At 69.3% G+C, this 25,640-nt stretch carries 23 protein-coding genes; 8 read left to right on the forward strand and 15 right to left on the reverse strand.

Annotated features, from left to right (window positions below):
* The first annotated feature begins 5 nt into the window (after positions 1–5).
* Positions 6–1,010 (forward strand): LacI family DNA-binding transcriptional regulator, encoded by a 1,005-nt coding sequence (locus ABT313_RS14370; protein ID WP_350852495.1) that lies wholly within the window; start codon positions 6–8, stop codon positions 1,008–1,010.
* On the opposite strand, the gene ABT313_RS14375 is transcribed toward ABT313_RS14370, so the two are convergent.
* The 5 genes from ABT313_RS14375 to ABT313_RS14395 form a co-directional block, all read right to left on the reverse strand.
* Positions 990–1,322: a hypothetical protein gene (locus tag ABT313_RS14375; RefSeq protein ID WP_350852498.1), complete on the reverse strand. Its 333-nt coding sequence runs from the start codon at positions 1,320–1,322 to the stop codon at positions 990–992. The two genes, ABT313_RS14370 and ABT313_RS14375, sit on opposite strands and share 21 nt — an antisense overlap.
* Before the next feature lie 370 nt (positions 1,323–1,692).
* The gene (locus ABT313_RS14380) at positions 1,693–2,526 is read right to left on the reverse strand and encodes a hypothetical protein (protein ID WP_350852501.1); all 834 of its coding nucleotides are present in this window, start codon (positions 2,524–2,526) and stop codon (positions 1,693–1,695) included.
* A gap of 71 nt (positions 2,527–2,597) precedes the next feature.
* Positions 2,598–3,455 carry an LLM class F420-dependent oxidoreductase gene (locus ABT313_RS14385; RefSeq protein ID WP_350852504.1) on the reverse strand — a complete coding sequence of 286 codons (858 nt, stop codon included), beginning with the start codon at positions 3,453–3,455 and terminating at the stop codon, positions 2,598–2,600.
* The gene (locus ABT313_RS14390) at positions 3,452–4,015 is read right to left on the reverse strand and encodes a TetR/AcrR family transcriptional regulator (protein WP_350852507.1); all 564 of its coding nucleotides are present in this window, start codon (positions 4,013–4,015) and stop codon (positions 3,452–3,454) included. Before ABT313_RS14390 ends, ABT313_RS14385 begins: the two co-directional genes overlap by 4 nt.
* Before the next feature lie 95 nt (positions 4,016–4,110).
* Positions 4,111–6,987 (reverse strand): S8 family serine peptidase, encoded by a 2,877-nt coding sequence (locus ABT313_RS14395; protein ID WP_350852510.1) that lies wholly within the window; start codon positions 6,985–6,987, stop codon positions 4,111–4,113.
* Positions 6,988–7,256: 269 nt separating this feature from the next.
* On the opposite strand from ABT313_RS14395, the gene ABT313_RS14400 reads away from it, so the two are divergent.
* The 4 genes from ABT313_RS14400 (at position 7,257) to ABT313_RS14415 (ending at position 11,070) form a co-directional block, all read left to right on the forward strand.
* Positions 7,257–7,847: a Pr6Pr family membrane protein gene (locus tag ABT313_RS14400; RefSeq protein ID WP_350852513.1), complete on the forward strand. Its 591-nt coding sequence runs from the start codon at positions 7,257–7,259 to the stop codon at positions 7,845–7,847.
* A gap of 1 nt (position 7,848) precedes the next feature.
* Positions 7,849–8,385: a GrpB family protein gene (locus ABT313_RS14405; RefSeq protein WP_350852516.1), complete on the forward strand. Its 537-nt coding sequence runs from the start codon at positions 7,849–7,851 to the stop codon at positions 8,383–8,385.
* A gap of 470 nt (positions 8,386–8,855) precedes the next feature.
* Entirely contained in the window at positions 8,856–9,926 is a 1,071-nt protein-coding gene (locus ABT313_RS14410) for a glycosyltransferase family 2 protein (RefSeq protein WP_350852519.1), read from the forward strand.
* Positions 9,844–11,070 carry a hypothetical protein gene (locus ABT313_RS14415; protein ID WP_350852522.1) on the forward strand — a complete coding sequence of 409 codons (1,227 nt, stop codon included), beginning with the start codon at positions 9,844–9,846 and terminating at the stop codon, positions 11,068–11,070. Before ABT313_RS14410 ends, ABT313_RS14415 begins: the two co-directional genes overlap by 83 nt.
* Here ABT313_RS14415 and ABT313_RS14420 read toward each other — a convergent pair.
* The gene (locus ABT313_RS14420) at positions 11,044–11,613 is read right to left on the reverse strand and encodes a TIGR03086 family metal-binding protein (protein WP_350852525.1); all 570 of its coding nucleotides are present in this window, start codon (positions 11,611–11,613) and stop codon (positions 11,044–11,046) included. The two genes, ABT313_RS14415 and ABT313_RS14420, sit on opposite strands and share 27 nt — an antisense overlap.
* Positions 11,614–11,739: 126 nt before the next feature.
* On the opposite strand from ABT313_RS14420, the gene ABT313_RS14425 reads away from it, so the two are divergent.
* The gene (locus tag ABT313_RS14425) at positions 11,740–12,687 is read left to right on the forward strand and encodes an aldo/keto reductase (RefSeq protein WP_350852528.1); all 948 of its coding nucleotides are present in this window, start codon (positions 11,740–11,742) and stop codon (positions 12,685–12,687) included.
* Positions 12,684–13,028 (forward strand): YciI family protein, encoded by a 345-nt coding sequence (locus ABT313_RS14430; RefSeq protein ID WP_137252283.1) that lies wholly within the window; start codon positions 12,684–12,686, stop codon positions 13,026–13,028. The genes ABT313_RS14425 and ABT313_RS14430 overlap by 4 nt, the downstream gene beginning before the upstream one ends.
* Here the strand turns inward: ABT313_RS14430 and ABT313_RS14435 are convergent.
* The 9 genes from ABT313_RS14435 to ABT313_RS14475 all read right to left on the reverse strand — a co-directional run bounded on the left by ABT313_RS14435 (position 13,025) and on the right by ABT313_RS14475 (position 24,628).
* On the reverse strand, positions 13,025–13,213 hold the full coding sequence (locus tag ABT313_RS14435; protein ID WP_350852533.1) for a GNAT family protein: 189 nt from the start codon (positions 13,211–13,213) through the stop codon (positions 13,025–13,027). The genes ABT313_RS14430 and ABT313_RS14435 overlap by 4 nt on opposite strands.
* A 132-nt stretch (positions 13,214–13,345) precedes the next feature.
* The gene (locus ABT313_RS14440) at positions 13,346–13,633 is read right to left on the reverse strand and encodes an antibiotic biosynthesis monooxygenase (protein WP_350852536.1); all 288 of its coding nucleotides are present in this window, start codon (positions 13,631–13,633) and stop codon (positions 13,346–13,348) included.
* Between the two features lie 10 nt (positions 13,634–13,643).
* Complete coding sequence (locus ABT313_RS14445; protein WP_350852539.1) at positions 13,644–14,792, reverse strand: VWA domain-containing protein; 1,149 nt, start codon at positions 14,790–14,792, stop codon at positions 13,644–13,646.
* Positions 14,789–16,957 (reverse strand): DUF5682 family protein, encoded by a 2,169-nt coding sequence (locus tag ABT313_RS14450; RefSeq protein ID WP_350852542.1) that lies wholly within the window; start codon positions 16,955–16,957, stop codon positions 14,789–14,791. Before ABT313_RS14450 ends, ABT313_RS14445 begins: the two co-directional genes overlap by 4 nt.
* Complete coding sequence (locus ABT313_RS14455; protein ID WP_350852545.1) at positions 16,954–18,036, reverse strand: ATP-binding protein; 1,083 nt, start codon at positions 18,034–18,036, stop codon at positions 16,954–16,956. Before ABT313_RS14455 ends, ABT313_RS14450 begins: the two co-directional genes overlap by 4 nt.
* Positions 18,033–19,436, reverse strand: a complete 1,404-nt coding sequence (locus ABT313_RS14460; RefSeq protein WP_350852548.1) for a DUF5691 domain-containing protein — start codon at positions 19,434–19,436, stop codon at positions 18,033–18,035. The genes ABT313_RS14455 and ABT313_RS14460 overlap by 4 nt, the downstream gene beginning before the upstream one ends.
* 22 nt (positions 19,437–19,458) lie before the next feature.
* Positions 19,459–20,757 carry an SWIM zinc finger family protein gene (locus ABT313_RS14465; RefSeq protein ID WP_350852551.1) on the reverse strand — a complete coding sequence of 433 codons (1,299 nt, stop codon included), beginning with the start codon at positions 20,755–20,757 and terminating at the stop codon, positions 19,459–19,461.
* A 195-nt stretch (positions 20,758–20,952) separates the two neighbouring features.
* On the reverse strand, positions 20,953–23,481 hold the full coding sequence (locus ABT313_RS14470; protein ID WP_350852554.1) for an MFS transporter: 2,529 nt from the start codon (positions 23,479–23,481) through the stop codon (positions 20,953–20,955).
* A gap of 274 nt (positions 23,482–23,755) precedes the next feature.
* A complete protein-coding gene (locus ABT313_RS14475; protein WP_350852557.1) occupies positions 23,756–24,628 on the reverse strand; it encodes a LysR family transcriptional regulator in 873 nt (290 codons plus the stop codon).
* A gap of 78 nt (positions 24,629–24,706) precedes the next feature.
* Here ABT313_RS14475 and ABT313_RS14480 point away from each other — a divergent pair, with 78 nt between their 5' ends.
* Positions 24,707–25,606, forward strand: a complete 900-nt coding sequence (locus ABT313_RS14480; protein ID WP_350852560.1) for a TIGR03564 family F420-dependent LLM class oxidoreductase — start codon at positions 24,707–24,709, stop codon at positions 25,604–25,606.
* Positions 25,607–25,640: the final 34 nt, after the last annotated feature.

A 25,640-nucleotide genomic window follows, 5' to 3' on the forward strand; every position in this document is an offset into this window, starting at 1 on the left:
GGTCGATGGCACGACCACCGACGAGTAGGGACCTGGCCCGGCTGGCGGGAGTTTCGCAGGCGACGGTCTCCCGGGTGCTGACCAACAATCCGAAGGTCAACCCGGAGACCAGGGCACGGGTCCTGCAGGTGCTGAAGGACGCCAACTACACGCCGAACGCGTTGGCGCGGGCGATGAAGACCGGGCGGACCGACACGATCGGCGTGTTCATGACCCGCGTGACGAGTCCGTTCCATGCCGAGCTGCTCGACGAGATCGGGCGCGTGCTGAGTTCGGTCGGTCTGCACATGATCCTGTGGAACATCGAGCACGACCCGGAGGAGACGGTCGCGGAGGTGCTGCACCAGCGCCTCGTCGACGGGTTCCTGCTGACGTCGGCGACGTACGACTCGAAGCTGCACACGATGGCGCTCGCCTCGGGGACGCCGACCGTGCTGGTGCACCGCGGGATCGACGGACTCGACTGCGACCAGGTCGTCGGCGACAACTGGCAGGGAGCGTACGACGCCGGGAAGTACCTCGTCGACCACGGCCACACCGACATCGGGCTCGTCACGCTGACCGCCACCGGGAACACGTCCCGGGACCGCGACCAAGGTTTCCGCACGGCACTCGCCGACGCCGGCGTGAAGATCAAACCCAGCAACATCGTCACGGTCGGCGTACCGCACTCCGACGGCCACGCCGCCGCCGAGAAGCTGCTGTCCAAGAAGAAACCGCCGACCGCGATCTACACGGTCACCGACCTGCTCGCCTTCGGCATCCTCGACGGCGCCCGCGCGGTCGGCGCCCGGGTCCCCGACGACGTCTGGGTGATCGGCTTCGACAACACCGAGATGGCCGCCTGGGAATCCTTCGACCTCACCTCGGTCGAGCAACCCACCCATAGCATCGTCGAGACCGGCGTCGACCTCCTCCGTCAACGCATCGCCGACCCCGACCGCCCGACCGAAATCGTCACCCTCCCCTGCCCGCTGGCAATCCGAGGGTCAACAGCCAACCGGCGGTAACGGATTGAGCCGAGTCCCGAGCAGTATCCCGAGCCGTGCGTAGGCGGCCCTGCCATCGGGAAACCTCGTGCTCTCGGCTCGCCAGGCAGTGCGGCAGAGGGCAGGAAACCCGCCTCGGCCCTTGCACACCCGCTCGACGATCGCCGGGTCGACCATGGTGACTCCCGTGCCTGCCACGTCGAGCAACGACCCCGCCTGCAGGTAGTGCGACAAGGGTTTGGTCGGCTTCTCGATGTCGACATGCTCGTAGATCGCGGCCTCCACGTCCGCGATCTCGTGCGCCGCCGTACCCGCGGGAGCTGTCTCCCGCACTGCCTCGACTCCTGCGGCAGTGAAGCATCTGCCTTCCACGGGCGCGAACAGGCCGATGTCGTGCAACATCGCGGCCACGTACACAGGTCCGGGTCCACGTTTGCTTGCGTTCCGTCGGCGTACGCCAGCGCCATCCCGAACCACCAGGTCCGCACCGAGTGCTCGAGGAAGCCCGGGCCTAGCAGTTTCCTGCCGGCCTTCTCCGCGTCGGCGCCCCAGCCCGTGACCGGCGGCGTCAGCACCACCTGCGGAGGCAACGCCGCCCCGCGCTTCCCCAGCCGGTACGCCGCCACCTCGACCCCGGTCGACACCGACCGCCCCACCACGGTCGGGAACAACCGCAGCCTGTCCTTCGTGCTGAGGACCTCGCTCATTCCGACTTGGACTCCTCCGTGTCCGCACGCCACTGTTCAGCGGTCCGAAGCACCCAGTACAGCAGGAAGAGACCGAGCAGAGCGGTTTCGATCCACAGGATCCCGGATGATCTGGCGATGAGTCCGATCACCAGGCAGACGAGCATCGCGACCGCGATCACCCCGTAGGCACGGCCGAAGATCTTCTGCTCCCGCACCCCCGCGACCGGCTGATGACGCTTTCCCAGGGCACTCATGAAGACGATGCCGATGATGACCGCGAACAGGAGGGCGGCCGAGGTGTAGTGCGCATTGCGGTTGAAGCTGCCCGGAGAGCTCGCGAGCCAGATGATCCCCGCCAGCCAGAGCACCACAGATGCGACGAACCCGATGATCTCTGTCCGGCCCCACTTGGCGTCGCCCTTCGCAGTCAGTCCGAGGACCAGTGCGACCAGCAGCGCGACTCCACCAACGACGAAGTACGCGAACATGTTGTTGGCGATGTCCACCGCCGCGCGACGCGAAACGATGGCTTCGGACGAGCAACTGCCGGCGTTCGGCGTCGGGACGAACGCAACGACCGGGGCAAGCAGGCCGCCGAGGTTCAGCAGGACGTCCTTCAGCGTCGTTGCGCCTTTGAGGACGATCATGCAGGCGCCGACCGTGACCAGCGCACCGATGAACACCGCGTGCACCGGCGTGTAGTAGTACGCACTGATCGAGCCTTGCCAGCACCCCGGGGCCTTGGCACGCTCCCGCAGGATCGCCACCGCGAGCAGGATCAGAACGGCGATCATCGCGAGCCGTAGGTAGTTGTAGGTCCTCTTCTCGAAATCGTTCCCGGCGGACATAGCTGTCCTCTCTCCCTGACGAGACTCCCCTTACCTGTGCGGAGGCTCGGGAGGGCGCGGGAGATACCTCGTCAGGTCAGTTTCGGGAGGACCTCGGCGAGGAGTTTGGCGTGGTCTTCCGGTGCGGTCAGGCCCAGGTTCATGGTGTTGATGCAGAGGTGGGTGGCGCCCAGGTCTCGCCAGCCGGCGGCGAAGGTGGGCCAGTCCTGTTCGGGGACGGCGGCGAGGGTGAGTCTGGCCTCGATGCCGATCGATTCCGGGTCGCGGCCGGCGTCTTCGGCGGCTTGGCGGATCGTGGCGATCTGCTGCCGCGCGTGGTCGTCGGGTGCGGACTGCGGCATCCAGCCGTCGCCGATCCGGCCGGTACGTCGGAGTACGGCGTCGGCACTGCCACCGAACCAGACCGGGATCTGGCGGCCGGGCAACGGATTCAGGCCGGCCTCGACGATCTCGTGGTACTTGCCGTCGTACGAGATCACCGGCTCGGTCCAGAGCTTGCGCAGTACGTCGACCTGTTCCTCCAGCAGGGCGCCGCGCTGTTTGAACGGTACGCCGAGCGCCTGGTACTCGACCTGGTTCCACCCGATGCCGACACCGAGCCGAAGCCGGCCACCACTCAGCACGTCGACCTCGGCGGCCTGCTTCGCGACCAGCGAGGTCTGCCGTTGCGGCAGCACGAGTACGCCGGTCACCAGCTCGAGGTTCGTCGTGATCGCCGCCATGTACCCGAACAGTACGAAGACCTCGTGGAACAAGGACTTGTCGGTGTACCCGGTCCAGCCCGGCCGGTTCGCGGGATCCGCGCCGAGCACGTGGTCGTAGGCGAGCGCATGGTTGTACCCGGCCTGCTCCACGGTCGTCGTCCAGTCACGCACGACCCTCGGATCCGCGCCGATCTCGAGTTGGGGGAACACCGCACCGATCTTCACTTCGTAGCCTCCGGCAACAAGTCGATCAATCCCTGGACCGCCAGCTCGAACGGCTCCGTCGAACCGGCCGCCCGCGCAAGCACATACCCTCCCTGCAACACCGCCGCCACCGTCGCCGCGATCCGCTGCGGATCCAGCGAGTCCGGGTACTCACCGGACCGCTTGCCCTCCGCAACCACCTCGGCCAGCCGCTGCCGCAACCACTCGAAGGTCTCGGCAACCGGTGCCCGCAACTCCGGATCCGCAATCACGTCGGGATCCGCGGTCAACCGCCCCACCTGGCACCCCTTGAGCACATCCCGCTCCCGCTCGAGATACCCGGCGATCCGCTCACTGGCCGACCCGTCGCCGGTCAGCTGCACATCAGCAGCTGCCCTGAGCTCGGCCCCCGACCGCTCGATCGCCGCCTTCGCCAACTCCGCCTTCCCCGCGAAGTGGTGATACATACTCCCCTGCCCGGCATCAGCGGCCCGCTGAATCGCCTTCGGCGAGGTCCCGACGTACCCCCGCTCCCACAACAACTCCTGCGTACTACGAATCAACCGCTCCACCGTCTCCACGCCGCCCACTGTACCCACAGGTACAGCCCCAGGAGATGAAGCTGGGGAGGATCTTGCGCCCGAATCGGAGCAGGATCCTCCCCAGCTCGTCGACGTCAGCTGACGGTGACGATCTTGTTGGCGGTGAAGGCCTGGGCGTGGTCGGCGTCGGCCGGGAACCAGACGCGGTAGGCGATCGGGCCGCGGATAGCAGGCTTGATACCGAAGGCGTACTTGCCCGAGGTGCTCAGCTTGACCGAGGCGATCGACTTCCAGACCTTGCTGCCGTACTGCTGCAGGTAAACAACCTTGCCGGCGTGCGCAGGCGCGACGTACCCGCTGAACGCGGTCGTCGCACCGAGCTTGATCGCGGTCGGTGCGAGGGTCGCGGACATCGTTGGTGCGACCTGCACAGTGATGTCGGCAGTGCGGGTACCCATCAGGGTCTCGTTGCCGGGGAACGTCAGCATCAGCACCGACGACACCGTCGGCTTGTAGGCGATGGACGGAATCAGGCCCATCCCGTTCGTCTGCTTCGCGGCGAGCAGGGTGAACTTCGTCGAGTTGATCGGCCGCACGTACACGTTCACCGGCAGCAGCGAGTACGAGACGTTGTCGATCCGCTGCGTGCTGCCCTTGATCGTGATCGAGCCGCCGTACGGGATCGCCGTCGACGAGACCGAGATCCCCGACTTCATCCCGAGCACCTGCTTGATCGCGGGCGCGCTGTAGTGCCCGGCCCGGTCCTTGATCCACGCGGCATACGTGTACGTCGTACCCTGCGCGAGGCCCGTGTTCTTGACCGCGGTCCCGGTGCCGGCGTACACGAGCGTGCCGGTCGTCGTCGTCGGCGCCTTGCTCCCGACGTTGCGGCGGACGATCACCTGGTCGAGATCCGGCGTGGTCGGGATCTTCCACGACAGGCTGGCGGCCAGGTAGGCGCCGGTGCCGGAGAGCTGCACCGGCTGCGGGATCAGGTCCTGCGTGGTGAAGGCCGAGGTGAACGGCGCCAACGGCGTTCCGTCGCTTTCCTGGAGGCCGGTCCCGACGATCAGCAACGGGCTCGCCTCGGGCAGCGTGGTGACCGGAGTGAGGACGGCCTGCCGGTTGGCGGCGTCGACCGAGATCTCCATGTCGACCACCGCACCGGTCGTCGCATTGCGCACCTGGAGTCCGCCGGAGGTGAGAGCGCCCTGGTCGACGTCCCGCGCGAACGTGACCGTCACCTTGCTACCGACCGGCACGTTGCTCGCCAGGTGGCCGGGCTGGATGTCGCGAACCGGGTACGCCGGGATCGGCGTCGTCGCGACGCTGCCGACCACGTTGGTGACCTTGATCGAGTACGCGCGGCTGTCGCGGGACCCGTTGGCGTTGCGGACCGAGATGTAGGTGGTCGCGTCCGGCAGCCTGACGGACGTGCTGGCGGTCAGCGCCTGCGGAATCTCGTATCCGTCACCGTCCACCGGCGGCTCCGGCTTCTGGACGAAGGACAGCGGCTTGAGGTTGGCGTCGTACACCGAGACGACCGGGCCGAAGTTCTGTGCGTAGGTGCCGGAGTCGAACATCGCTCCGGTGACGTCGATGCGCACGTCGTGGACGCCGGCGGCCGGGACCTGGTACCAGTCGACGTCACCTTCGACGCCGATCGTCCCCGAGGCCGCGACTCCGGCGGTCAGCGTGCCCGCGCGGACCGGCTGATCGTTGGTATCGGCCGCGCCCATGGCGAAGTCGGTCGTCCGCGCGCCGCCGAGGGCGGCGTAGGCGTCGAGGATGCCGGCGCCGTAGTAGGGGTCGGTGCCGCGGGGGCCGGCGTCGCGGGCGGTGGCCTTGAGCCGGCCCATCACCTGGGCGGGCGTGAACGTGGGCCACTTGTTGCGGACCAGGGCAGCGACGCCGGCGACGATCGGGGAGGAGAACGACGTACCGGCGAGGCCGAGGAAGTACGGCTCGTAGCCGGCCGGGGTGCCGGCGCGGGGTGCGGTGCTGGTGATGTCGTAGCCGGGAGCGGCGAGGTCGACGGAGTCGCCGTACGTGCTGAAGCTGGTCAGGACGCCGGCCGCGTTCGTCGCGCCGACCGACAGGACCTCCGGGTACGCCGCCGGGTAGTGCAGCGACGAGTCGCCGGTGTTGCCGGCCGCAGCGACCAGTACGACGCCCTTGGCTACCGCGTTCTGGATCGCGGTGTGCAGGATCGGGTCGTCGCCCTCACCGCCGAGGGACATGTTGATCACCCGGACGCCGTTCTTGACCGCCCAGTTGATGCCGTTGATCACGTTCGTGTCGTCGCCCGAGCCGGTGTCGTCCAGCACCTTGACCGGGCGGACCTTCGCGCTCCACGCCACGCCCGCGATACCGGCGCTGTTGGACGTGCCGGCCGCGATGATGCCGGTGGTCGCCGTACCGTGGCCGTCGCCGTCGTTCGGCGGGAGCGCGGTGTTGAAGGTGTTGTAGCCGGGCAGCAGGTGACCGGCGAGGTCCGGGTGGCCGGCGTCGACCCCGGTGTCGAGGACGCCGATCGTCTGGTCGCCGGCGCTCTTGGAGAGGTCCCAGGCCTTGTCGACGCGGACGGTCGACAGATACTTCTGGTAGTTCGCGTACAGCCAGTCGTTCGGGATTGCGGACTTCTGCCGGATGTAGTTGAGCGAGGCAAGCTGCACCGACGGGTCGGCCTTGAACTTCTTCAGCAGCTCCGGCGCCGGGCTGTCACCGGTGACCTTGACGACGTCCGAGGTGACGGACACGTCGGGCGTGCCCTTGACCTTGGCCACCGCGGCCTTACGTGCCGAAGTCGTCGCCTTCGGCTTGAACTGCACGATCACCGACTTCGGGTCGTACTTCGGACCGCTCGCCGCGGCAGGCTGGAACTTCGCATGCCGGACCTTCGGCTCGGCGGACTCCGCGGCGTTACCGGATGAACCGGTAACCACCACGACCGACCCCGCAACCAGCGCAGCCGGCAGGGCCAGCCGCAACAAACGCGCCTTACGCAACACCGCAACTCCCAGGACCTCAGTCGGGCGGATCGGAACCAGATCTGGTCCCGGCCATAAATCGCGCGGATCTCAGTCGGCGTTACAGGTTCTGCATCTTCCTGCAATCCAGACCTGTAGAACGCGCCCCTGTGCTCCCGGCGTGGCGGCTTGGGACCTGGTGCCGGGCGGCCTGAAGAATGGCAAAGGTGGTGACCTCAGCTGGGCGCACGCGAGCCGTGGCCGTTTCCCGGTGGTGGCACGGGCTGATAGCGGCGGTCATCCTCGCCTCGTTGATTATCCAACTCGTCCTGATCTTCACCGGTGGCGCGGACGCCAACTCGGGCGACGCCGGTGCCACGCTCAGCATCGGGACCCGGCTCTGGAGGCTGTTCAGCTTCTTCACCATCCAGAGCAACCTGATCGTGCTCGCGGTCGCCATCGGCCTGGTACTCCGCCCGTTGCGGGACGGATCGCGATGGGGCGTCGTACGCCTTGACTCACTGCTCGGAATCGTCATCACCGGGCTGGTCTTCGCGATCATCCTGGCCCCGCAGGTCCACCTCACCGGTTGGGCGCTCGTGGCCACTATCGGCTTCCATTACGTCTCGCCGTGGGCGACGCTCGCCGCCTGGCTCGTCCTCGGGCCGCGTCCCCGGATGACGTGGCGGGTGGTCGCGTACGCGTTCGTGTGGCCGCTCGCCTGGCTCGTCTACATCTTCACCCAGGGCGCCTTCACCGACTGGTACCCGTACCCGTTCCTTGACGTCACCGACATCGGCCTCGCGACCGCTCTGCGCAACGCCGTACTGGTCCTCGTCGTCGGGGTCCTGCTCGCCGCCGGCCTGAAGACGGTCGACGGCAAGCTCTCGTACCTTCGCTGACATGATCCACATCGAGCCGTACGACGCAGCCTGGCCCGACCGCTTCGCCGAACTCGGCCGCGGACTGCGTGAGGCGCTCGGGGACATCGCGCTGCGGATCGACCACATCGGCTCCACCGCCGTACCGGGCCTCGCCGCCAAGCCGATCATCGATATCCAGATCTCCGTCGCCGCGCTCGAGCCGGTCGATCCGTTCCGGGTGCCGCTGGAGGCGCGTGGATACGTATTCCGCGCCGACAACCCCGAACGCACCAAACGCTACTTCCGCGAACCACCCGGCACACCCCGCACCCACATCCACGTCCGCAAGCTGGGCAGCTTCTCCCAGCAGTTCCCCCTCCTCTTCCGCGACTACCTCCGCACCCACCCCGAGGAGCTAGGCCCGTACGAGTCGCTGAAGCGCTCCCTCGCCGCCCAATACCCCGACGACCGTGCGGCCTACACCAACGCCAAACTCCCCTGGTTCTGGCAAACCATCCACCAAGCCGACACCTGGTCCCAACAAACCGGCTGGGAACCCGGGCCCACCGACGCCTGACCACCACGAGCCCCCCTGCCCGCCGGCAGCACGGACCCCCTGCGGCAAAACGGCGCCTTTCCTCCGACCACATGGACGCGCGTCCCCGCTCGCGGGACCGGCTCCACCCCGCCCAGCACCTGAGCGCCTGACAAGCACTCCGCGCGCCGAAGGCGCCAGAGCAGCTGCCGCCGCGAAGCGGTGCACTCTCACCCAACCGGCTCCGCACCGGCCAACACCTGGCGCCTGAGCACAGGGCCCGCGGGACGCAGTCCGTGCACGCCGAAGGCGCCGTGGGAACAGGAACCGCGAGCGGCGACCACTCCGCCCAACCAGCTTCACACCGCCGAGCACCTGACCGCGTGACCAGCGATCCGCGCGCCGAAGGCGCTAGAAGAACTGTCGCCGCGGAGCGGTGTCCTTTCTGCCGGGTGGCATCACACACCAGTTGGATGGGCGGCGGTTGGTGGGGACCGATAGTCTCGGGCGCCATGAGCACCAGCGTCGCCATTGCGGTGATTACCTTCAGGCGACCTGCTCTGTTGCGGGGGTTATTGACCAGTCTGCAGGCTCAGGAGCTGCCTGCAGATTCGGATTATGCGATCCGGATCGTGGTGGTGGACAACGACGCGGACGGGTCAGCGGCGGCGGTTCTGGAGGAGTTCGGCGCGGGTACGCCGTACCCGATCCAGTCGGTGGTCGAACCGGAGCCGGGAATCCCCTTCGCCCGGGAGAAGTCCGTCGAGCTGTGCTGGAACGACGACGCCCTGATCTTCGTGGACGACGACGAGACCGCCCCGCCCGGCTGGCTCGGAAAGCTCCTGCACGCCTGGGAGTCCACCGGCGCCGACGTCGTCACCGGGCCGGTGAAGGGCAACCTCCCGCCCGGCGCCCCGCCGTGGAACCACTACAGCGACGTCCACGACTCGACCGGCAAGCACACCACCGGCGAGGAGCTCCGCAAGGCGTACACGAACAACACGCTGGTCAGCCGCCGCGTTTACCACGCGGTCACGCCCGGATTCCATCCCGCGTTCCGCTACACCGGCTCCAGCGACCTGCACTTCTTCCTCCGCGTCCACCGGGCCGGGTTCCGGATCGTGTGGTGCGAGGAGGCCTGCATCGCCGAGGAGGTGCCGGTCGGCCGGACCACGCTGCACTGGCTGGTACGCCGTGCGTTCCGCTCCGGCTCCGGCGACACGATCAGCCGGCTGCTGATCCGCCCGGGCGCGATCAGCTACGTGCTGGTTCTGGCCTATGCTTCGGCCCGGGTGATCTCGGCGATCGGGTTCGCCCTCGCCGGGCTGCTGCTCGGCCGGAAGACGCACCTGCTGAAGGCAGTCCGCCGGTTCTTCTCGGGCGTCGGCAGTCTCGCGGGGATAGTAGGGATCAACCATGACGAGTACCGGGAACGGCACGGGTCCGGCCACGGCCCCGGGCCGGCCGACGGTGACGGAGCTGTGCCGGGCAATCTGGCAGGTGGAGACGGACCTGGGGCTGCTCGGGTGGCAGACCAGCGGAGCTCACCCCTGGCCGATCATCCGGATGCGCGTCTTCCATGAGCTGACCCGCCGTACCGGCATCCACGGAGCACCCCATCCGGTCCGGCGCACGCCGTACGACAAGGCCGCTCTGGTCGCGAAGCATGTCGCCGGGATCGTCACCCGCTCGCCGTTCCCCGGCCGGTACGACGCACTCGTCGTACCGCATCCGCGGAAACCGAACGGTGTCGAGATCTACACCGACGTCCTCCGCGACACGCTCGGCGACAGCGCTCTGATTCTCGACTCGGGGATCAACGGCACCCCGCTCCCCGGCAGCAAGAACCTCGACTTCTTCACGTCCGCGGCCGGCGCGATCCACCCTCGCACGACCGACGACCGAGGGATCGGCGAGGCGCTGGAGAAACTCACCGGTGTCCGCGTCCCGGTCGGCGCGATCCTCGCCCGCGAAGTACCGAAGCACCTGCGGCTGCGGGCCCTGTACCGCGCGCTGCTCAAGCGGCACCGGATCAAGACCGTGTACGTCGTGGTCGCGTACTTCCATCAGCACATCGTCGGCGCCGCCCGCGACCTCGGGATCCGCGTGGTCGAGCTGCAGCACGGCGCGATCAGCCCGTTCCACCTCGGCTACAGCTACCCTGGCCGGCCGACGGTCGCGGACCAGCCGGACGAGCTGTGGTGCTTCGGGTCGTACTGGACCGACGTCGCCGACCTGCCCGCGGGGATGCGGACCGAGGTGATCGGCGCGACGTTCCTGCCGACGCCGGGGCCGAAGGATCCGCGGCGAGTGGTGTTCCTGTCGCAAGGCACTGTCGGCGCGGAGCTCGTGCAGGTCGCGGACGCGGTTGCCAAAGAGAATCCGCAGCTCGATGTCGTCTATCGGCTGCACCCGAGCGAGCGGCCCGAGGACTACACGATCCCGTCCGGCGTGCAGCTGTCGACCGGCGGGAGCACACTCGACCTGCTCGCCACAGCGACGTACCAGGTCGGTGTCTCGACGACGGCGCTCTTCGAGGGCATGGCGCTCGGCTGCCGTACGGCGGTTGCGGACCTGCCCGGCCACGAGTACCTGGACCCGGCTATCGCGCGCGGCCACGCCGTACTCATGAGCCGGCCCTCCGACCTGCAGCAGGCGCCGCTGTGCCCGACGCCTGAGATCTACTACGCGCCGAGCAACCTACGGCTGGCGGCCGAGAAGGCCTAGCAGGCGGTCCTGGAGCGGGGCATCGGGCGCGACGTGTACTTCGGCGCCGTACACCTCGATGCCCTCGCCGAACGCGCCGGGCGTCCGGTACTTCGCCATCAGGTCCGGCGGGATCGCGACCGCGGTCGCCCAGAGCCGTTCGACGTCGACCGGCTCGATCGTCTCGTCCTGACCGGTTGCGCGGGCGAGGTCCCAGCCGTGCAGGACGAGGTCGTCGGAGACCACCTGGTCGATGTGCTGCTCGACCGTCATCCGGCCGCCCGGCGTACCGGTCTCGGACAACGCGGCGACGGGGTCGTCGAGGACGTCCTCGATCGCGGCCCGCGCTTCCTGGAAGGCGCCGAGCGGATCGTCCGTCGGATGCAACTTCCGGGCGATCGGAACCAGCATCACCCCGTGCATCGTGACGACGTGCTCGACCACGTCGCGCGCGGTCCATTTCACGCACGGCGACTGGTTCTCCCACTGGTCCGGCGCGACCCCCGCGACCTTCCGCTCGAACGCCTCGGCCCGCCGCCGATACCGCTCCGCGATCTCACCCATCCCCGCATCTTGCCGCCCACCGCAACCCGGCGGAAGGGTGCGCTGAACTGGCGGCGGACACCCGGGCCTGTCGGTGGGTGTGCGCGTGGCGGTGGACTGTCGGTGGGAGCTTCTAGAGTCCTTGGCGTGCGGACGGTGGAGCTGGGGCGGACGGGGTTGCGGGTCAGTCAGTTGGGGTTGGGGCTGGCTTCGATCGGGGGGATGTTCGCGGCTGTTTCGCAGCAGCAGGCGGTGGCGACGATCGACCGGGCTTGGGAGCTGGGCGTCCGGCTGTTCGACACCGCGCCGGTGTACGGGTACGGCTTGTCCGAGCAGCGGGCCGGGCTGGCTCTGCGCGGTCGGGCGCGCGGGGAGTTCGTGCTGTGCAGCAAGGTGGGCCGGCTGATCGAGCCGGGTGGCCCGGATCTGCAGCCGATCTGGGCCGAGCCGCCGGCCGGCCTCGGGCCGCGGCTCGATTACTCGTACGCCGCGACGATCCGGTCGTTCGAGGCGAGCCTGGAGCGGATGGGGATCGACCGGATCGACATCCTGCACATCCACGATCCCGACCTCGACTACCTGACCGCGTCGACCGAGGCGTTCCGGGCGCTCACCGAGCTCCGCGGCCGCGGCACGATCGGGGCGATCTCGCTCGGCGTCAACCACGCGGACGTGGCGGCGCGGTTCCTCCGCGAGACCTCAGGAGTCGACTGCGTCCTGCTCGCCGGGCGGTACACGCTCCTCGACCAGACCGGCGAGCACGAACTCCTGCCGCTCTGCGAGAAGCTCGACGTCGCCGTGCTCGCCGCCGGGGTGTTCCAGGGCGGAGTCCTCGCCGACACCGTGAACGGCGCGCCCCACGGATACGAGCGGGTCCCGAAGGAGGTGCTCCGGCGCATCGACGTACTGCGGGAGCTCTGCCGGCAGCACGACGTACCGCTGCTGGCGGCCGCGGTGCAGTTCCCGTTGACGCATCCCGCCGTACCAGCGGTGGTCGTCGGGGCGCGGAGCCCGCGGGAGATCACCGAGATCGCGGCGTGGCTCGATCACGACATCCCCGATGCGTTCTGGGGCGGTCTAAGGTCTCGGCTATGAGGTACATGCTGCTGCACAAGACCAATGACAGTCTCGAGGCGGGCAACCCGCCCGATCCGGAGATCCTCGAGCGGGCGGACGCCGTGCTGGAGGAGATGCGGCAGGCCGGGGTGCTGGTGCTCGGCGAAGGGCTGATGCCGAGCTCGCGTGGTGCGCGGGTCACGTTCCCGGTGCCGGGTCAGCCGCGGGTGATCGACGGCCCGTTCGCCGAGACCAAGGAGCTCGTCGCGGGCGTCTCGATCATCCGCGTCGACTCCAAGGAGGAGGCCGTCCAGTGGGCCCTCCGCTTCGCCGAGGCCGACCCGTACACCCCGATCGACATCCTCGAGATCGCGGGCTAGCGCTTCAGATGCAGGATCGGGTACGGCTTGCCGGTTGAGTCCGTCTCACTGCGCGACACCTGCGCGAAGCCGTGGCGCTGGTAGAAGCCGATGGCCTGCGGGTTCTGTTCGTTGACGTCGACCGAGGTGGCGGCGAAGTGCGCGAACGCGTGCTCCAGCAGCAGACTCCCGCCGCGCCATCTCACCGAACGACCCGCGCACCAACGGCCGGAAGAGGTCCAGATCCGCCTCGGTGACGAAGTCGTGCGTCGCCCGCACCGACGCCTCCCACAGCTCCGCGGCGCGGTCGTACTCGCTCGGCTCGATCCCGCTGATATTCACTCGGCCAGGGTGCCCTCTTCGGCTACGACGAGCGAGTCGATTGCCGCGAAGAACCGGGCGATCCCCGGCCGGTTCGGGCCCTTCTCACGGGAAGTCGCGAAGTCCTCCGGGGTCGCCCACTCGACGATGTCCAGCCACTCGTTGTCCGGCAGCCGCACGAGCCGCGCGCCCAGGAACCCGGCCCGGTCGGCCTCGAAGTCCTTCAGCATCTCCGCGCGAGCGGCCAGCAGTTCCTCGGTCTTCTCGGCGAGCACGCGGAAGCGGGTCAGTTCGACGGTGGTCATCGGATTCCTCTCACGTCAGGTTTGTGGACGCCCAGTTGGTGATGTCCTCGTGCCGGATCGCAGCAGCCATCAGGTCCGGGAACAGGTCCGGTGTGCAGGCAAACGTCGGTACGCCGAGGTCCGCCAGCGCGGCGGCGTTCTCGGCGTCGTACGACGGGGTGCCCGAGTCCGCCAGCGCCAGCAGAGCAATCACCTGTACGCCGGACTCCACCAGGGAACGCGCCCGTCGCAGCATCTCTTCCCGTACGCCGCCTTCGTAAAGATCGGAGATCAGCACGAGCACCGTCTCGGCCGGCTTCGTCACGAGCTCTTCGCAGTACGCCAGAGCCCGGTTGATATCCGTCCCGCCGCCGAGCTGCGTCCCGAACAGTACGTCGACCGGGTCCTCGAGCTGGTCCGTCAGATCAACCACGGCGGTGTCGAATACGACCAGCGACGTCCGCAAAGTCCGGATCGACCCGAGCACGGCGCCGAACAGCGACGCATAGACCACCGACTCCGCCATCGACCCCGATTGGTCGATCGCCAGCACGATGTCCCGCTGCACGCTGTGGTTGCGTCGCGCGTACCCGACCAGCCGGTCCGGCACGATCGTCCCGAGGGTCGGCGAGAAGTGCTTCAGGTTGATCTGGATCGTGCGGTCCCAGTCGATGTCCGAGTGCCGCGGCCGCGTCGTACGTCCGGCCCGGTCGAGCGCGCCGGTGACCGCTGCCCGCGTCCGCTCCGCCAGCCGGGCCTCGAGTTCGGCGACGACCCGGCCGACCACGTCCCGCGCGGTCTGCTTGGTCTCCTCGGGCATCACCTCGTTCAGCGCAAGCAACGTGCTGACCAGGTGTACGTCGGGCTCGACCGCGCCGAGCAGCTCCGGCTCCATCAGCATCCGCGTGATGCCGAGCCGCTCGACCGCGTCCCGCTGCATGACCTGTACGACGGTGCTCGGGAAGTACTGCCGGATGTCGCCCAACCACCGCGCCACCCGCGGCGCCGACGAGCCCAGCCCGGACGACCGCTGACTGCCGGACTCGCCCTCCGCGGCGTCGTACAGCGCGGCCAGCGCGGCGTCGACCGAGCGGTCCTCGGGCGACAGCGTCGTACCGGTCTCTTCCTCGGCCTCGCCACCCAGCACGAGCCGCCAGCGCCGCATCCGCTCGTCGTTCATGACACCCCCAGCAACTGAGCGACGACAGGCAGAGCCGTCGCCGCCAACTCGGCATCAAGATCGTTGTCGTCAGCAACAACCAGCGACGCGGGGTCCGCCAGCACCCGGGCTCGCGAGCCGATCGAGCGCCGCTCCGGCGCCGCGAAGGTCCCGAAGGTACGCCGCAACAACGGCAGCACCTCGACGAACGCATCGTCGGGGATCGCACCCATCCACTCGTCAACCAACGCGAGCAGCCGCTCGTCGTGCACGAGCAACAACCCACCGCCGGCAAGGAATCCCTCGACGTACCCGGCTGCTTCCGCCGTCGCCGTACCAGGCGATAACGCTCGCCCCAACCGCAGGGCGACCTCATGATCGGGCAGCCGCGACGTGTCCAGCATCAACCGCGTCAGCCGTCCCCGGATCAGCGGCGGCACCGAGGCGCGATCGCTCAGCCCTTCCAATGTGTTCAGCCACTCGGCGCGCACGTCCTCAGCCAGCAGCACGGTCGCGTCCTGCACCCCGTCGATCAGCTCCTGTACGGCGGTCGCCGCGTCCGGGTCGAGCCCGTGGACCGTCCGACCGAGTCCGGCGCACACCCGCGACACCATCCGACCCGCGACCGAGGCGAGGCCGGCCGTGTCGGTCCCGCGTACGTCGCCGTACCGGGAGGCTCGCGCGAGAGCGGGGAGGGCTGCCATCAGGTGGCCGACATCGGCGTCGGCGGCCGCGCGGGTGTCGATCCCTTGCAGCAAAGGCGGGAGCGCGTCTGCGAGATCGGCGAGCAGCGACTTCTCCAGCGCGGCCGTGACATCGGCCAAGGTCGGGGAGTCGGCGGCCTTCAGCATCACGGTCGTCGCTGCACCGAGGACCGTCGTACCGTGGGCGCCCGCGGCAACCAACTCGACCTCGAGTCCCGGGTCCCAGGCCAGCCGCCACATCTCGCGGAAGGTGCCCTGGGCCCGCCGTTCGTCGACGGCAGGGACGCCCCAGTCGACACCGAGAATCCTCAACCTGTGCAGGAGTCTGGACTTCTCCAAGTCGTTCGACTTCCGCAGGTCGAGTTCGATCACGCGCTCGGTCGCGTCCCGTTTCATCCGCAGCCGCCTCGCGTGGGCCGCCAGGTCTGCCGCCACCGGCGCCTGCGGCGTCTCACCCGGCACCGACCCGAGGAGCTCACCGACAACAGCCTCCCTCGTGACAAGATCCAGGAGTACGTCGTTGCCGCCGCACAGCACCGCCCGGGTCGCCTCGGTCACCTCACTGAGCCCCGCGAGTGGGCGTTCCCTCAACGCAGCAAGGGTATCCGCAAGCCGCACGGCCTCGATGACGTGTGCGCTGGAGACCGGCAGGTCCTCGTCCCGCAGCACCTGGGCGACCTTCGACAGCCAGCGGGTGGTGATCTGGTCGGGCGCGGTGAACAGGTGGTGGTACCAGCCGGGGGACGTGATGCCGGCGCCGTACCCACTCGTCGCTGCCAGGCGGCCGTGCGTCCACGGCACCCAGGTGCAGGCGATCTTTCGCTTCGGCAGGCCCTTGAGGATCCGCTGATCGTGTGTTGCTGGAGGCAACGGCAGCTCGAGCGCGGGGACGTGCCAGGCGCCGCAGACCACGGCGATCCGCTCGAAGCCCTCGCGGATCGCCTTGCGCAGCACGGTTCTCATGTAGGCCTCGCGTTGCGCTTCACGACCTTTGGCCTCGGAGTCGCGGCGCAGTTCGCGCATCGCGTCGGCGATCACCGTGAACGGCTCGGCCCCGTCGCGGCGCGACTCGATCACGTCGTCCCACCAGCGCTCGGGGTCGTCGTACCCGCCTGCCTCGGCCAGTGTCGCGAGCGGATCCATCGATGCCGAACGCCCGCCTGATGAGGCGAACTGTTGGGCCGCCGGCAGGTCGCAGAACCGCACCGGAACCCCGGCTGCTAGGCCGTACTTGATCGCCTGCCACTCGGGGCTGAACACCGCGAACGGCCAGAACGCGGCCCGCGTCGAGTCGTCGACCGCGTACGCGAGCAGAGCGACCGGCGGCTCCATCTCGTCCGACGCCGCCAGCTCGACGATCTTGTCGGCCTCCGGTGGTCCCTCGATCAGCACCACGTCAGGCCGCAGCTCGGCCAGCGCGGTCGCCACCGCGCGCGCCGATCCCGGCCCGTGATGCCGGATCCCGAGCAGGTGAACGGTCATCCGGAGATCTCTCGACAGGCGCGGTAGAACGGCGCCCAGTCGTCGCGCTCGCGCACCACGGTCTCGAGATACTCCGACCACACGACCCGGTCCGCGGCCGGATCCTTCACGACCGCACCGAGGATGCCGCCGGCAACATCTGTCGGCCGCAGTACGCCGTCGCCGAAGTGGGCGGCAAGCGCGAGGCCGCCGGTGACGACGCTGATCGCCTCCGCGGTCGACAAAGTTGCCGACGGCGACTTCACCGCCGTACGACCGTCCTCGGTCCGGCCGGAGCGCAGCTCGCGGAAGATCGTCACCACGCGGCGGATCTCGTCGAGCGCGTCGTCCGGCTGCGGCAGCTCCAGCGCCGAACCCAGCTGCGCGACCCGGCGCGAGACGATCTCGACCTCGTCGTCCGCGGATTCGGGCAGCGGGAGTACGACGGTGTTGAAGCGCCGGCGCAACGCCGACGACAACTCGTTGACACCCTTGTCGCGATCGTTGGCGGTGGCAATGACGTTGAATCCCTTACGGGCTTGGACTTCCGTGGCCAGCTCGGCGATCGGCAGCGCCTTCTCGGACAGGATCGTGATCAGCGCGTCCTGTACGTCGGACGGCATGCGCGTGAGCTCTTCGATCCGGGCGATCTTCGCCTCAGCCATCGCGCGCTGCACCGGACTCGGCACGAGCGCGGCCTCGCTGGGGCCTTGGGCAATCAACTGGGCGTAGTTCCACCCGTACCGGATCGCTTCCTCCGCAGTACCCGCCGTACCCTGCACGAGCAGCGTCGAGTCCCCGCTGATCGCGGCGGCGAGATGCTCGCTCACCCAGGTCTTCGCCGTTCCCGGTACACCGAGCAGCAACAACGCTCGATCCGTGGCGAGCGTAGCGACGGCGACCTCGACCAGCCGCCGCGGTCCGACGTACTTCGGTGAGATCTCGGTGTCGCCCGCCTTGCCGCCGAGCAGGTACGTGACGACGGCCGACGGCGACAGCCGCCACGCCGGCGGGCGCGGTTTGTCGTCGACGGCCTCGAGCGCGCGCAACTCGTCGGCGTACTCGACTTCCGCGTGCGGGCGAAGGACCTCAGTTGTCATGACAGCTCCTCGTACATTTCGCGGCGGAAGGTCAAGGTCTCGACCAGGCGGCGACGCCAGGTGTCTTCCTCGCCGGTGGATTCGCGGGTGATCGGATGGTCGAGTACGTCGGGCGGTACGGCGCGGGCCGCGATGCTGGCGAGCCGGGCCCAGGCGCGGTTGGAGCCGACCTTGGCGAGCTGGTCCAGGATCATGCTCGCGAGCGACTCCGGCCACGGGACCGGCAGTCCGCCGACGAGTTCGGTGACGTCGACCGTCTTCCGCAGTACGTCGACCGCGCGGGCCCACTCGTCGGCGGGCAACAAGCGCAACAGCTCCGCGGGGCTGCGGTCCCCGGTCGAGGCCTCCGACTGAAGCAGAGCACGCGCCCACTCGGCGGAACCCTCACGGATGGCAGCCTCGGTCCAGGCCGCTTGGAGAATGTCGGGCGCACAACCTTCGACAGGTGTCTGCAGCCAGGCGAGATCCATCGCCGGCAAGGGCGTGTTGGCAACGATCTGCAGGAACCACCAGGCGCGTTTGCCGATGCCTTCCGGGTTCTGCGAGTCGATGCCGTCGCGTTCCATCGACTGTGACAGCCGCTTCGGCAGGTCGACCGCGAGGACGCCCTGGCTGGGGATGAGGTGCGAATGCAGACGCTCGGTCATGCGTTCGCCGTACTTCGAGCCGGGTATTCGCGCGAGCAGGCGGGCGGCGGATCGACGTACCTCACGGGAACGGTCGTCGAGGGCGGATTCCAGGAAGGCCTCGTCCGGCAGGGACAGACCGTCGGTGAGCAGACCGAGGAAGTCGGCTCGGGTGGCTGCGGACTCGGTCGGCCAGACCTCCGCGAGCGCTTCGCGGGCTGCCTCCGGGTCGTGCTGGCGGAGGGTGCGCAGCCAGGTGCGGCGCTGGACGGCGTTTCCGTGGGTCCAGTACTCCGGGTCGTTGCTCTCAGCAACTGCGGCGTGGAGATAGCGCCACTCGGGGTTGAGATCCGCGAGCCAGCGTGCACGGCGACCGGCGGCCGCGATCACCAGCGGACGGTACTCGGCGCGATGGCGGGCGTAGTCGGCCAGGGCCGGCAGGTGTTCGGGTGGCACGCCCCAGCCACGGGCATCGGCCGCCCGCAACCACTCGCCGAGCGCAGAGGTCTGGAATCCGCCGAGCATCGCGGCGAGGCGGCGGATCGCGACCGGGCGGGGCAGGGGGCGGTCCTCGCCTGGTGCGGCGGGGATCGGCTCGAGGTCGCGGAGCGGCTTGCGACCGGCGCGTTTGTAGACGGTTGCGAGGGCGGCCGCGTCCAGGAGGCCGCCGTCGCCGAGGCGTTCCTGGATGTGCTCCGGGAGCTCCTCGAAGTGCGCCGGGCGGCGATCTGTGCCGAGCAGCGCCGAGCTGACGAGACCGTCCCAGCCCTTCACGATCGCACCAGCCGATCCGCGTTCACAGGATCACCGGCCGTTCGTCGCGCCAGCATGTCATCGGGCGCAGGCCGGCGCGGTTCCACTCGCCTGCGACCGTGATCGGGTCACCCGCCGAGACGGCGAGGAGCTTCCAGGCGTCCCATCCCGGCAGTAGCTCGAGCCCGTCGCCGGCGGCGTCGACCAGCGCCCACCCCTCACCAAGGCGGGCCGGTCGGACGTCCTGGAGTACCAGCGGCCAGCGTTCGTTCCACGGGTCGGCGGCGAGGGATTCGACGTACGAGGCGAGGGCTTGGTGGGTTGTGAAACCGGTGGGGCGTGGCGCGGGCCGGCGCGGGTCGGTCTGGGTGAGGAGGGCGCGCATCGGGAGGGCGCCCGGATAGAACGAGAGCGTGCCGGGGACGTACTCGCCCGGTCGTGCTGGGAGCGGGTCCAGCGGACGGCCGGCGGCGGCGAACGTGAGGATCAGGCCGAGGCGGCCGGTTGTTGCCCCACGCAACCAGACGCGGCGGACCGTGAGACGGTCGTCGGGCTCGATCACGCGGCCGAGCATCAGCCAATCGTCCTGGACCTTCTCGCCCTCAGCGAGGACGCGGGCGGTCTCGGTGGACCAGCCGATCCGGCTCAGAACGGTGTCGGCCAGCGACGGCGGAAGCTCGGCGAGGCGGTCGTGGGCGGAGACGATCAGGTGGACGAGGGAGAGCTCCTCGAGGAGCTCGCCCGGCCATCCGTGACCGCGGCCGACGACGGCGGCTGCACGACGTACCGCTCCTGCGACGCCTGGAGCTTGGGCATCAACCATACGCGCGGCCAGGCGGCTGAGCTCCGTGTACGCCCGCTGGTCGAACCCGCCGAGGCCGACGCGAACCTGGTCGTCCAGCCAGCCCTTCAACTCGGCCATGCCGCTCGAGACGCGGTCTGCCCGACGCGCGGCGCGCTGCTGGGCCGCGATCGGGTCGGCGACCTCGCCGGGCTTCCGCTCCGGCTGCTCGGCGCGGGTGGCGCGCTGGTCGACCCAGGTCTTCACCCAGTCGGGCTCATCACCCGGCCGCACCTCGCCCGCAGCGTTGAGCAGCATCAGCCCTAGTGCGTGTTTGCAGGGGAACTTCCGGCTAGGGCAGGAGCACTTGTACGCCGGTCCGCTCAGGTCAACCGCAGTCTGGTACGGCTGCTTGCCACTCCCCTGGCACAACCCCCACACCGCACGCTCGGACGCCCCCGCCTCCGCCCACTTCCCAGCCCGGGCCAACCCCTGCCCAGCCTTCGCGGACGCAGCATCAGGCGCCAACCCCAACACCTGCTCCACGTCCCACAACCCCACACCGCTCCCTTCCCCACCGACCTACCCCGAAGCATGCCACCCACCCCCGACACCCCACCCCCACCCTTCCCCCGAGTCGTGGCGAACGGCCCCCGGTCATCCGCCGAGTCGTGAGTTCCGGCACTTTTCAGCAACCCAAATCCACGACTGGCCGAACCAAGCCGTCGCCAATCCCCACGACTCGGCGGAGGTGGGTCAGCCGAACGGCTGGCGGTCGGGGCTGGCGGTGGCGTCGGGGTAGCCGTTGCCGGTGGCGTGCGGGAGGTACGGCGATGTCCCGTCCGAGGTGAACGGGGGCGGTGCGCTCGACGACGAAGCCGTCACCGCAGGTTGAGCGCCCGCCTCGTCCTGCGCGGCCGCATACGCGGTGTTCGGCGCGGAGGCGGCGCCCGGGGCGGACGGTGGGGGTGGGGTGGTGGAGAGGGTGTCTCGGACGGTGGATAGGAGGCGTTCTTCGATCAACTGGAGTTCGGTTATGCGGGTGCGGATTTCTGCTTCTTCGGATCTGGCTTCGGTTAGGAGTTGGTCGGCTTCGGCTTGGGCGGTGGCGCGGAGGTGGTCGGCGGTGCGTTGGCTGGCGCTGAGGACGCTGAGTTCGTACCTGCGGAGTTCGTCGACGAGCTCGCCCTGGGGGCGCTGGGAGTCGAGGATCGCGGCGGCGGGCTGCGGGATGCCGGCGTCGGGGAGCGTGCCCTCGAGGTCGGCGATCTGCTGGTCTACGCGGGTGAACAGGTCCTTCACGTCGGTACGCATCTGCCGGATCGCGGTCGCGGCCGCCTGTACGCGCTCGTTCGCCTCACGCTCTCGTTCGCGGGCCGTCCGCTCGGCCGAGGTGATCACGTCGAGCGCCACGACCGCCGCACGTTCCGCGGGGTCGTCCGCGTCCCTGCCAGACATCCCACCAGACCCCGCCACCGCGTTAGAGCCTGGTACGCCGTCAGCCCCGTCCGCGCCCGCGGACCCGACTGCGCCGCCCCATCCGGTCGCCCCGGACGATCCGGTAGCCCCGATCGCGCCCGCGGGCCCGGTCGGACCGTCAGCCGCGAGGGCGTCGGTGGATTCGGGGGCGCCGGGCTCCTGCGCCGTACCGTCCGCAGTCATCGCGACGGTTCGCCGTAGGGGGACCTCGTGGATGAAGAGGACTGCGAGGAGGCTTACCAGGGCGGCGCCGGCGGCGATTACGAAGATGCGGCCGGTGGCGTCGCCGTACGCGTGGCGCACGATCTCCGCGACCGGGGCCGGGAGTGAGTTCACGTCCAGCACGCTGCCCGACCCGCCCTGGGCCGCGGCGGCCGCGGCCGGACCGAGGTCGCGGAGGTGTTCGGTGATCAGGTCCGTCACCCGCGTCGCCAGGACCGCGCCGAGGACCGACACCCCGACCGCACCTCCCAGGCTGCGGAAGAACGTGACCGACGCGCTCGCCGCGCCGACCTCACTCACGTCCACGGTGTTCTGTACGGCGAGCACCAGGTTCTGCATCATCATGCCCATGCCGATGCCCATCGAGAGCATCCCGAGCCCGATGTACCAGTACGGCGACGTGTGGTCGATCGTCCCGAGTACGCCGAGCCCCGCGGTCAGGAACAACCCGCCGAGCACCAGGTACCGCTTCCACTTCCCGAACCGCGTGATCAGCTGACCCGATCCGACCGACCCGAGGAACGACCCGAACATCATCGGGATCGTCAGCAGCCCCGCCTCGGTCGCGCTGTACCCGCGCGCCACCTGGAAGTACTGCCCGAGGAACACCGCGCTGCCGAACATCGCGAGCCCCACCGAGAGGCTCGCGAGGATCGCCAGCGCCGTCGTCCGCTCCCGCACCACGCGCACCGGTACGAGCGGCTCACGCGCGTGCACCTCGACGACCACAGCCAGCACAGCGAGCACCGCAGTACCGCCGAGGTAGGCACCCGTCTGCCACGACCACCACGGGAAATGCTCGCCCGCGAACGACACCCAGATCAGCGGCAAGCTCGCCGCACCCGCGATCAGGATCGCTCCGAGGTAGTCCATCCGCACGCGACGTTTCACCACCGGCAGGTGCAGGAACCGCTGCAGAACGATCAGCGACACCACGGCGAGCGGCACGCACACGTAGAAGCACCAGCGCCAGCCCAGCCACGAGGTGTCCACGATCACGCCGCCGACAAGCGGCCCGGACACGGTCGCGAGCGCCATCACCGCACCCATGTAGCCCGAGTACCGGCCGCGGTTGCGGGGCGGGATCGCCGCACCGACGATCGCCTGCGCGAGCGCCATCAGCCCGCCCATCGCGAGCCCCTGCAGGACCCGCGCGCCGATCAGGAACGGCACGTTCTGCGAGGCGCCGGCCAGCACCGAGCCGGTGACGAACATGACGATCGCGAGCTGCACGAGCAGCTTCTTGCTGATCAGGTCCGACAACTTGCCCCACACCGGCGTCGACACGGTCATCGCGAGCAGGCTGGCGGTGACTACCCAGGTGTACTGCGTCTGCGAGCCCTCGAGGTCCGCGATGATCGTCGGCAGCGCGTTGCTGACGATCGTCGAGCTGAGGACCGCGGTGAACAGCGCGGCGAGCAGCCCGGCGAGGATCTCGAGGATCTCCCGGTGCGACAACTCGGCCGCAGCCGTCGGCGGAGTCGGCGGCGGTGTGGTCGCCGGCTCTCCTTCGGCGTATCGGGAGCGATATCGGTGCGGGGTGCCGGCCGAGGGTGTGGCCGGCGAGGTCTGAGTGGCAGACATCTGTTTCCGTTCGTACGGCGGGATCGCGACGACCGGGGAGCAGTGCCGTGCACTGTCCCCCGGGGCGGAAACGGCTGACTTGTCCTCACACCAGCCCGATATTTTGGTTGCAACTACCAACAATATCCCCGCAGCGTCAGCGACCGCTCACCGGGAGCCAGCAACCGCTCGCCGAAAAGATCGCCGGGAATTATGAGACGAGCCCTCCTCGGAACTCGCTTTCCGACGTACGATCCCGTGTTTGTTGAGTAATCAACACCCCTCGGCGGAGCTGTCAGGGCCCGCCGGGGGGCTCATCACCGAACGCCTCGACGAGGACGCGGGCACACTCCGTCTGCCCTGGGCCCATCACCAGGTTGCCCGGGGCCGTTTCCGGCGGATTGAGCAGCCCCATCCAGAGCGCGCCCTCGGCGGATTCGCAGGCCGTCCCGTAGACGACGGTCCACGCCGGCGACCCCGTCGACATCTCGACGACCGCCGACTCGAAGTCCTCGATCGGCCGACCGATCAACGGCTCGAAGCCGGCCTCACGGCACGCGGCCACCAGATGGTCACGCAGCCAGGTGTCGTCGGCAGGCAACCGGAGCGGAAGCCCCGCGAGGTCGACCAGCTTGACGCCGTCGTCCGACCGGTACGCCGTCGGAACCAGAACCGACAACGGATCACGCCAAAGTTCGATCACCTGAAGATCGGCGGCCGCGAGGTCGCCGCGGACGAACGCGATATCCAGCTCCCCCGAACGCAGCGCGCCCAGGTACTCCGCTGTCGAGCCGGAGCTGAGCTGGATCTCGAGGTCGGGCGTGTGCGCACGGAGGGCGGTCAGGCCGCGCTCCAACCGGTCCCGCAGCCCCGGTGCCATGCCAATACGGAGTACGCCGGAACGCCCGGACGCGAGCTCCGCGGCGACCTCCGCCGCTCGATCCGCGGCAGACAGAACCGCGCGGGCCTCGCGCAGCATGCGTTCGCCGTCGCCGGTCAGCCGCACGTGCCGCGACGACCGGTCGAGCAGTCGCAGCCCGAGCTCGCGTTCGAGCCGGGCGACCTGCTGACTGACCGCGGGCTGGACGATGTTCAGTCGCTCGGCGGCCCGGCCGAAGTGCAGCTCCTCGGCAACGGTGACGAAGTACCGCAACTGCCGCAGCTCCATCAGCGATCACGACTCCTTATCGCTGTACAGCGTAACTGCGTCTGGGTCGGCGGCCGCGGTGCCCGTTGACTGGTGGACATGAGGATCGGACTGTGGATCGACGAAGAAGGCAAGACCATCGACGAGATCGGCGCCGCCGCGAAGGCCGCCGAGGACAACGGCATCGACCGGGTCTGGTTCAGCCAGCGACTCGGCTGGGACGCGTTGACGCTGATCGCCGGCGTCGCGTCGTACACCTCGACCATCGGGTACGCCGTCGGCGTCGTCCCGGTGTACCCGCGCCACCCGCTCGCCCTCGCGGCGCAGGCGCTCAGCGTGCAGGCACTGACCGGCAACCGGTTGACGCTCGGGGTCGGCGCGAGCCACCCGCATATGGTGGAAGGGATGTTCGGCCTCTCGATGGACCGCCCCGCGGCGTACGTCCGCGAGTACGTCGAAGCGCTCGGCCCGCTGCTCGCCGGTGCGCCGACCGACTACGCGGGCGAACGGCTGACGGCGCGCGGCCAACTGCAGATCGCCGGAGCCGAGGCGCCCGAACTCATCCTGGCCGCGCTCGGCCCGCGGATGCTCAAGACCGCCGGCGAACTGACCGCTGGTACGACGACCAGCTGGGCCGGCCCCGAGGTCATCGAGAGCTTCATCCGCCCGACGATCGACGCAGCGGCGACCGCGGCCGGCCGACCGCAGCCCCAGGTCATCGCCGGAGTCTGCGTCGCGGTCACGGACGATCCGGACGCGACCCGGAACTGGATCGGGTCCCACTACGGCGCGGCCGGCGACATGCCGTCGTACCGCGCGGTGCTCGATCGCGGCGGCAAGGCCGGGCCGGAGGAGACCGCGGTCCTGGGCGACGAGGAGACGGTGGCCAAGGAGCTGCAGCGCTACGCGGACGCCGGTACGACGGAATTCCTGTTTTGCCCGGTCGGGACGGAAGCGGAGGTCGAGCGCACGGTCAGGTTCGCGTTGGACTATGCATAGATGGTGTCGAACGTCCCAAACCCGCTCCGACGTA

Origin of the sequence: Kribbella sp. NPDC000426, from assembly GCF_040300265.1 — a bacterium.
In the GTDB taxonomy this organism is placed as follows: domain Bacteria; phylum Actinomycetota; class Actinomycetes; order Propionibacteriales; family Kribbellaceae; genus Kribbella.

What these genes read in the sequence shown, in the direction of transcription:
- ABT313_RS14370 (WP_350852495.1), top strand. Translation starts at nt 6, where the DNA reads ATGGCACGACCACCGACGAGTAGGGACCTGGCCCGGCTGGCGGGAGTT.
- ABT313_RS14380 (WP_350852501.1), bottom strand. Translation starts at nt 2,526, where the DNA reads ATGTCCGCCGGGAACGATTTCGAGAAGAGGACCTACAACTACCTACGG.
- ABT313_RS14405 (WP_350852516.1), top strand. Translation starts at nt 7,849, where the DNA reads ATGATCCACATCGAGCCGTACGACGCAGCCTGGCCCGACCGCTTCGCC.
- ABT313_RS14410 (WP_350852519.1), top strand. Translation starts at nt 8,856, where the DNA reads ATGAGCACCAGCGTCGCCATTGCGGTGATTACCTTCAGGCGACCTGCT.
- ABT313_RS14420 (WP_350852525.1), bottom strand. Translation starts at nt 11,613, where the DNA reads ATGGGTGAGATCGCGGAGCGGTATCGGCGGCGGGCCGAGGCGTTCGAG.
- ABT313_RS14430 (WP_137252283.1), top strand. Translation starts at nt 12,684, where the DNA reads ATGAGGTACATGCTGCTGCACAAGACCAATGACAGTCTCGAGGCGGGC.
- ABT313_RS14440 (WP_350852536.1), bottom strand. Translation starts at nt 13,633, where the DNA reads ATGACCACCGTCGAACTGACCCGCTTCCGCGTGCTCGCCGAGAAGACC.
- ABT313_RS14445 (WP_350852539.1), bottom strand. Translation starts at nt 14,792, where the DNA reads ATGAACGACGAGCGGATGCGGCGCTGGCGGCTCGTGCTGGGTGGCGAG.
- ABT313_RS14450 (WP_350852542.1), bottom strand. Translation starts at nt 16,957, where the DNA reads ATGACCGTTCACCTGCTCGGGATCCGGCATCACGGGCCGGGATCGGCG.
- ABT313_RS14455 (WP_350852545.1), bottom strand. Translation starts at nt 18,036, where the DNA reads ATGACAACTGAGGTCCTTCGCCCGCACGCGGAAGTCGAGTACGCCGAC.
- ABT313_RS14470 (WP_350852554.1), bottom strand. Translation starts at nt 23,481, where the DNA reads ATGTCTGCCACTCAGACCTCGCCGGCCACACCCTCGGCCGGCACCCCG.
- ABT313_RS14475 (WP_350852557.1), bottom strand. Translation starts at nt 24,628, where the DNA reads ATGGAGCTGCGGCAGTTGCGGTACTTCGTCACCGTTGCCGAGGAGCTG.
- ABT313_RS14480 (WP_350852560.1), top strand. Translation starts at nt 24,707, where the DNA reads ATGAGGATCGGACTGTGGATCGACGAAGAAGGCAAGACCATCGACGAG.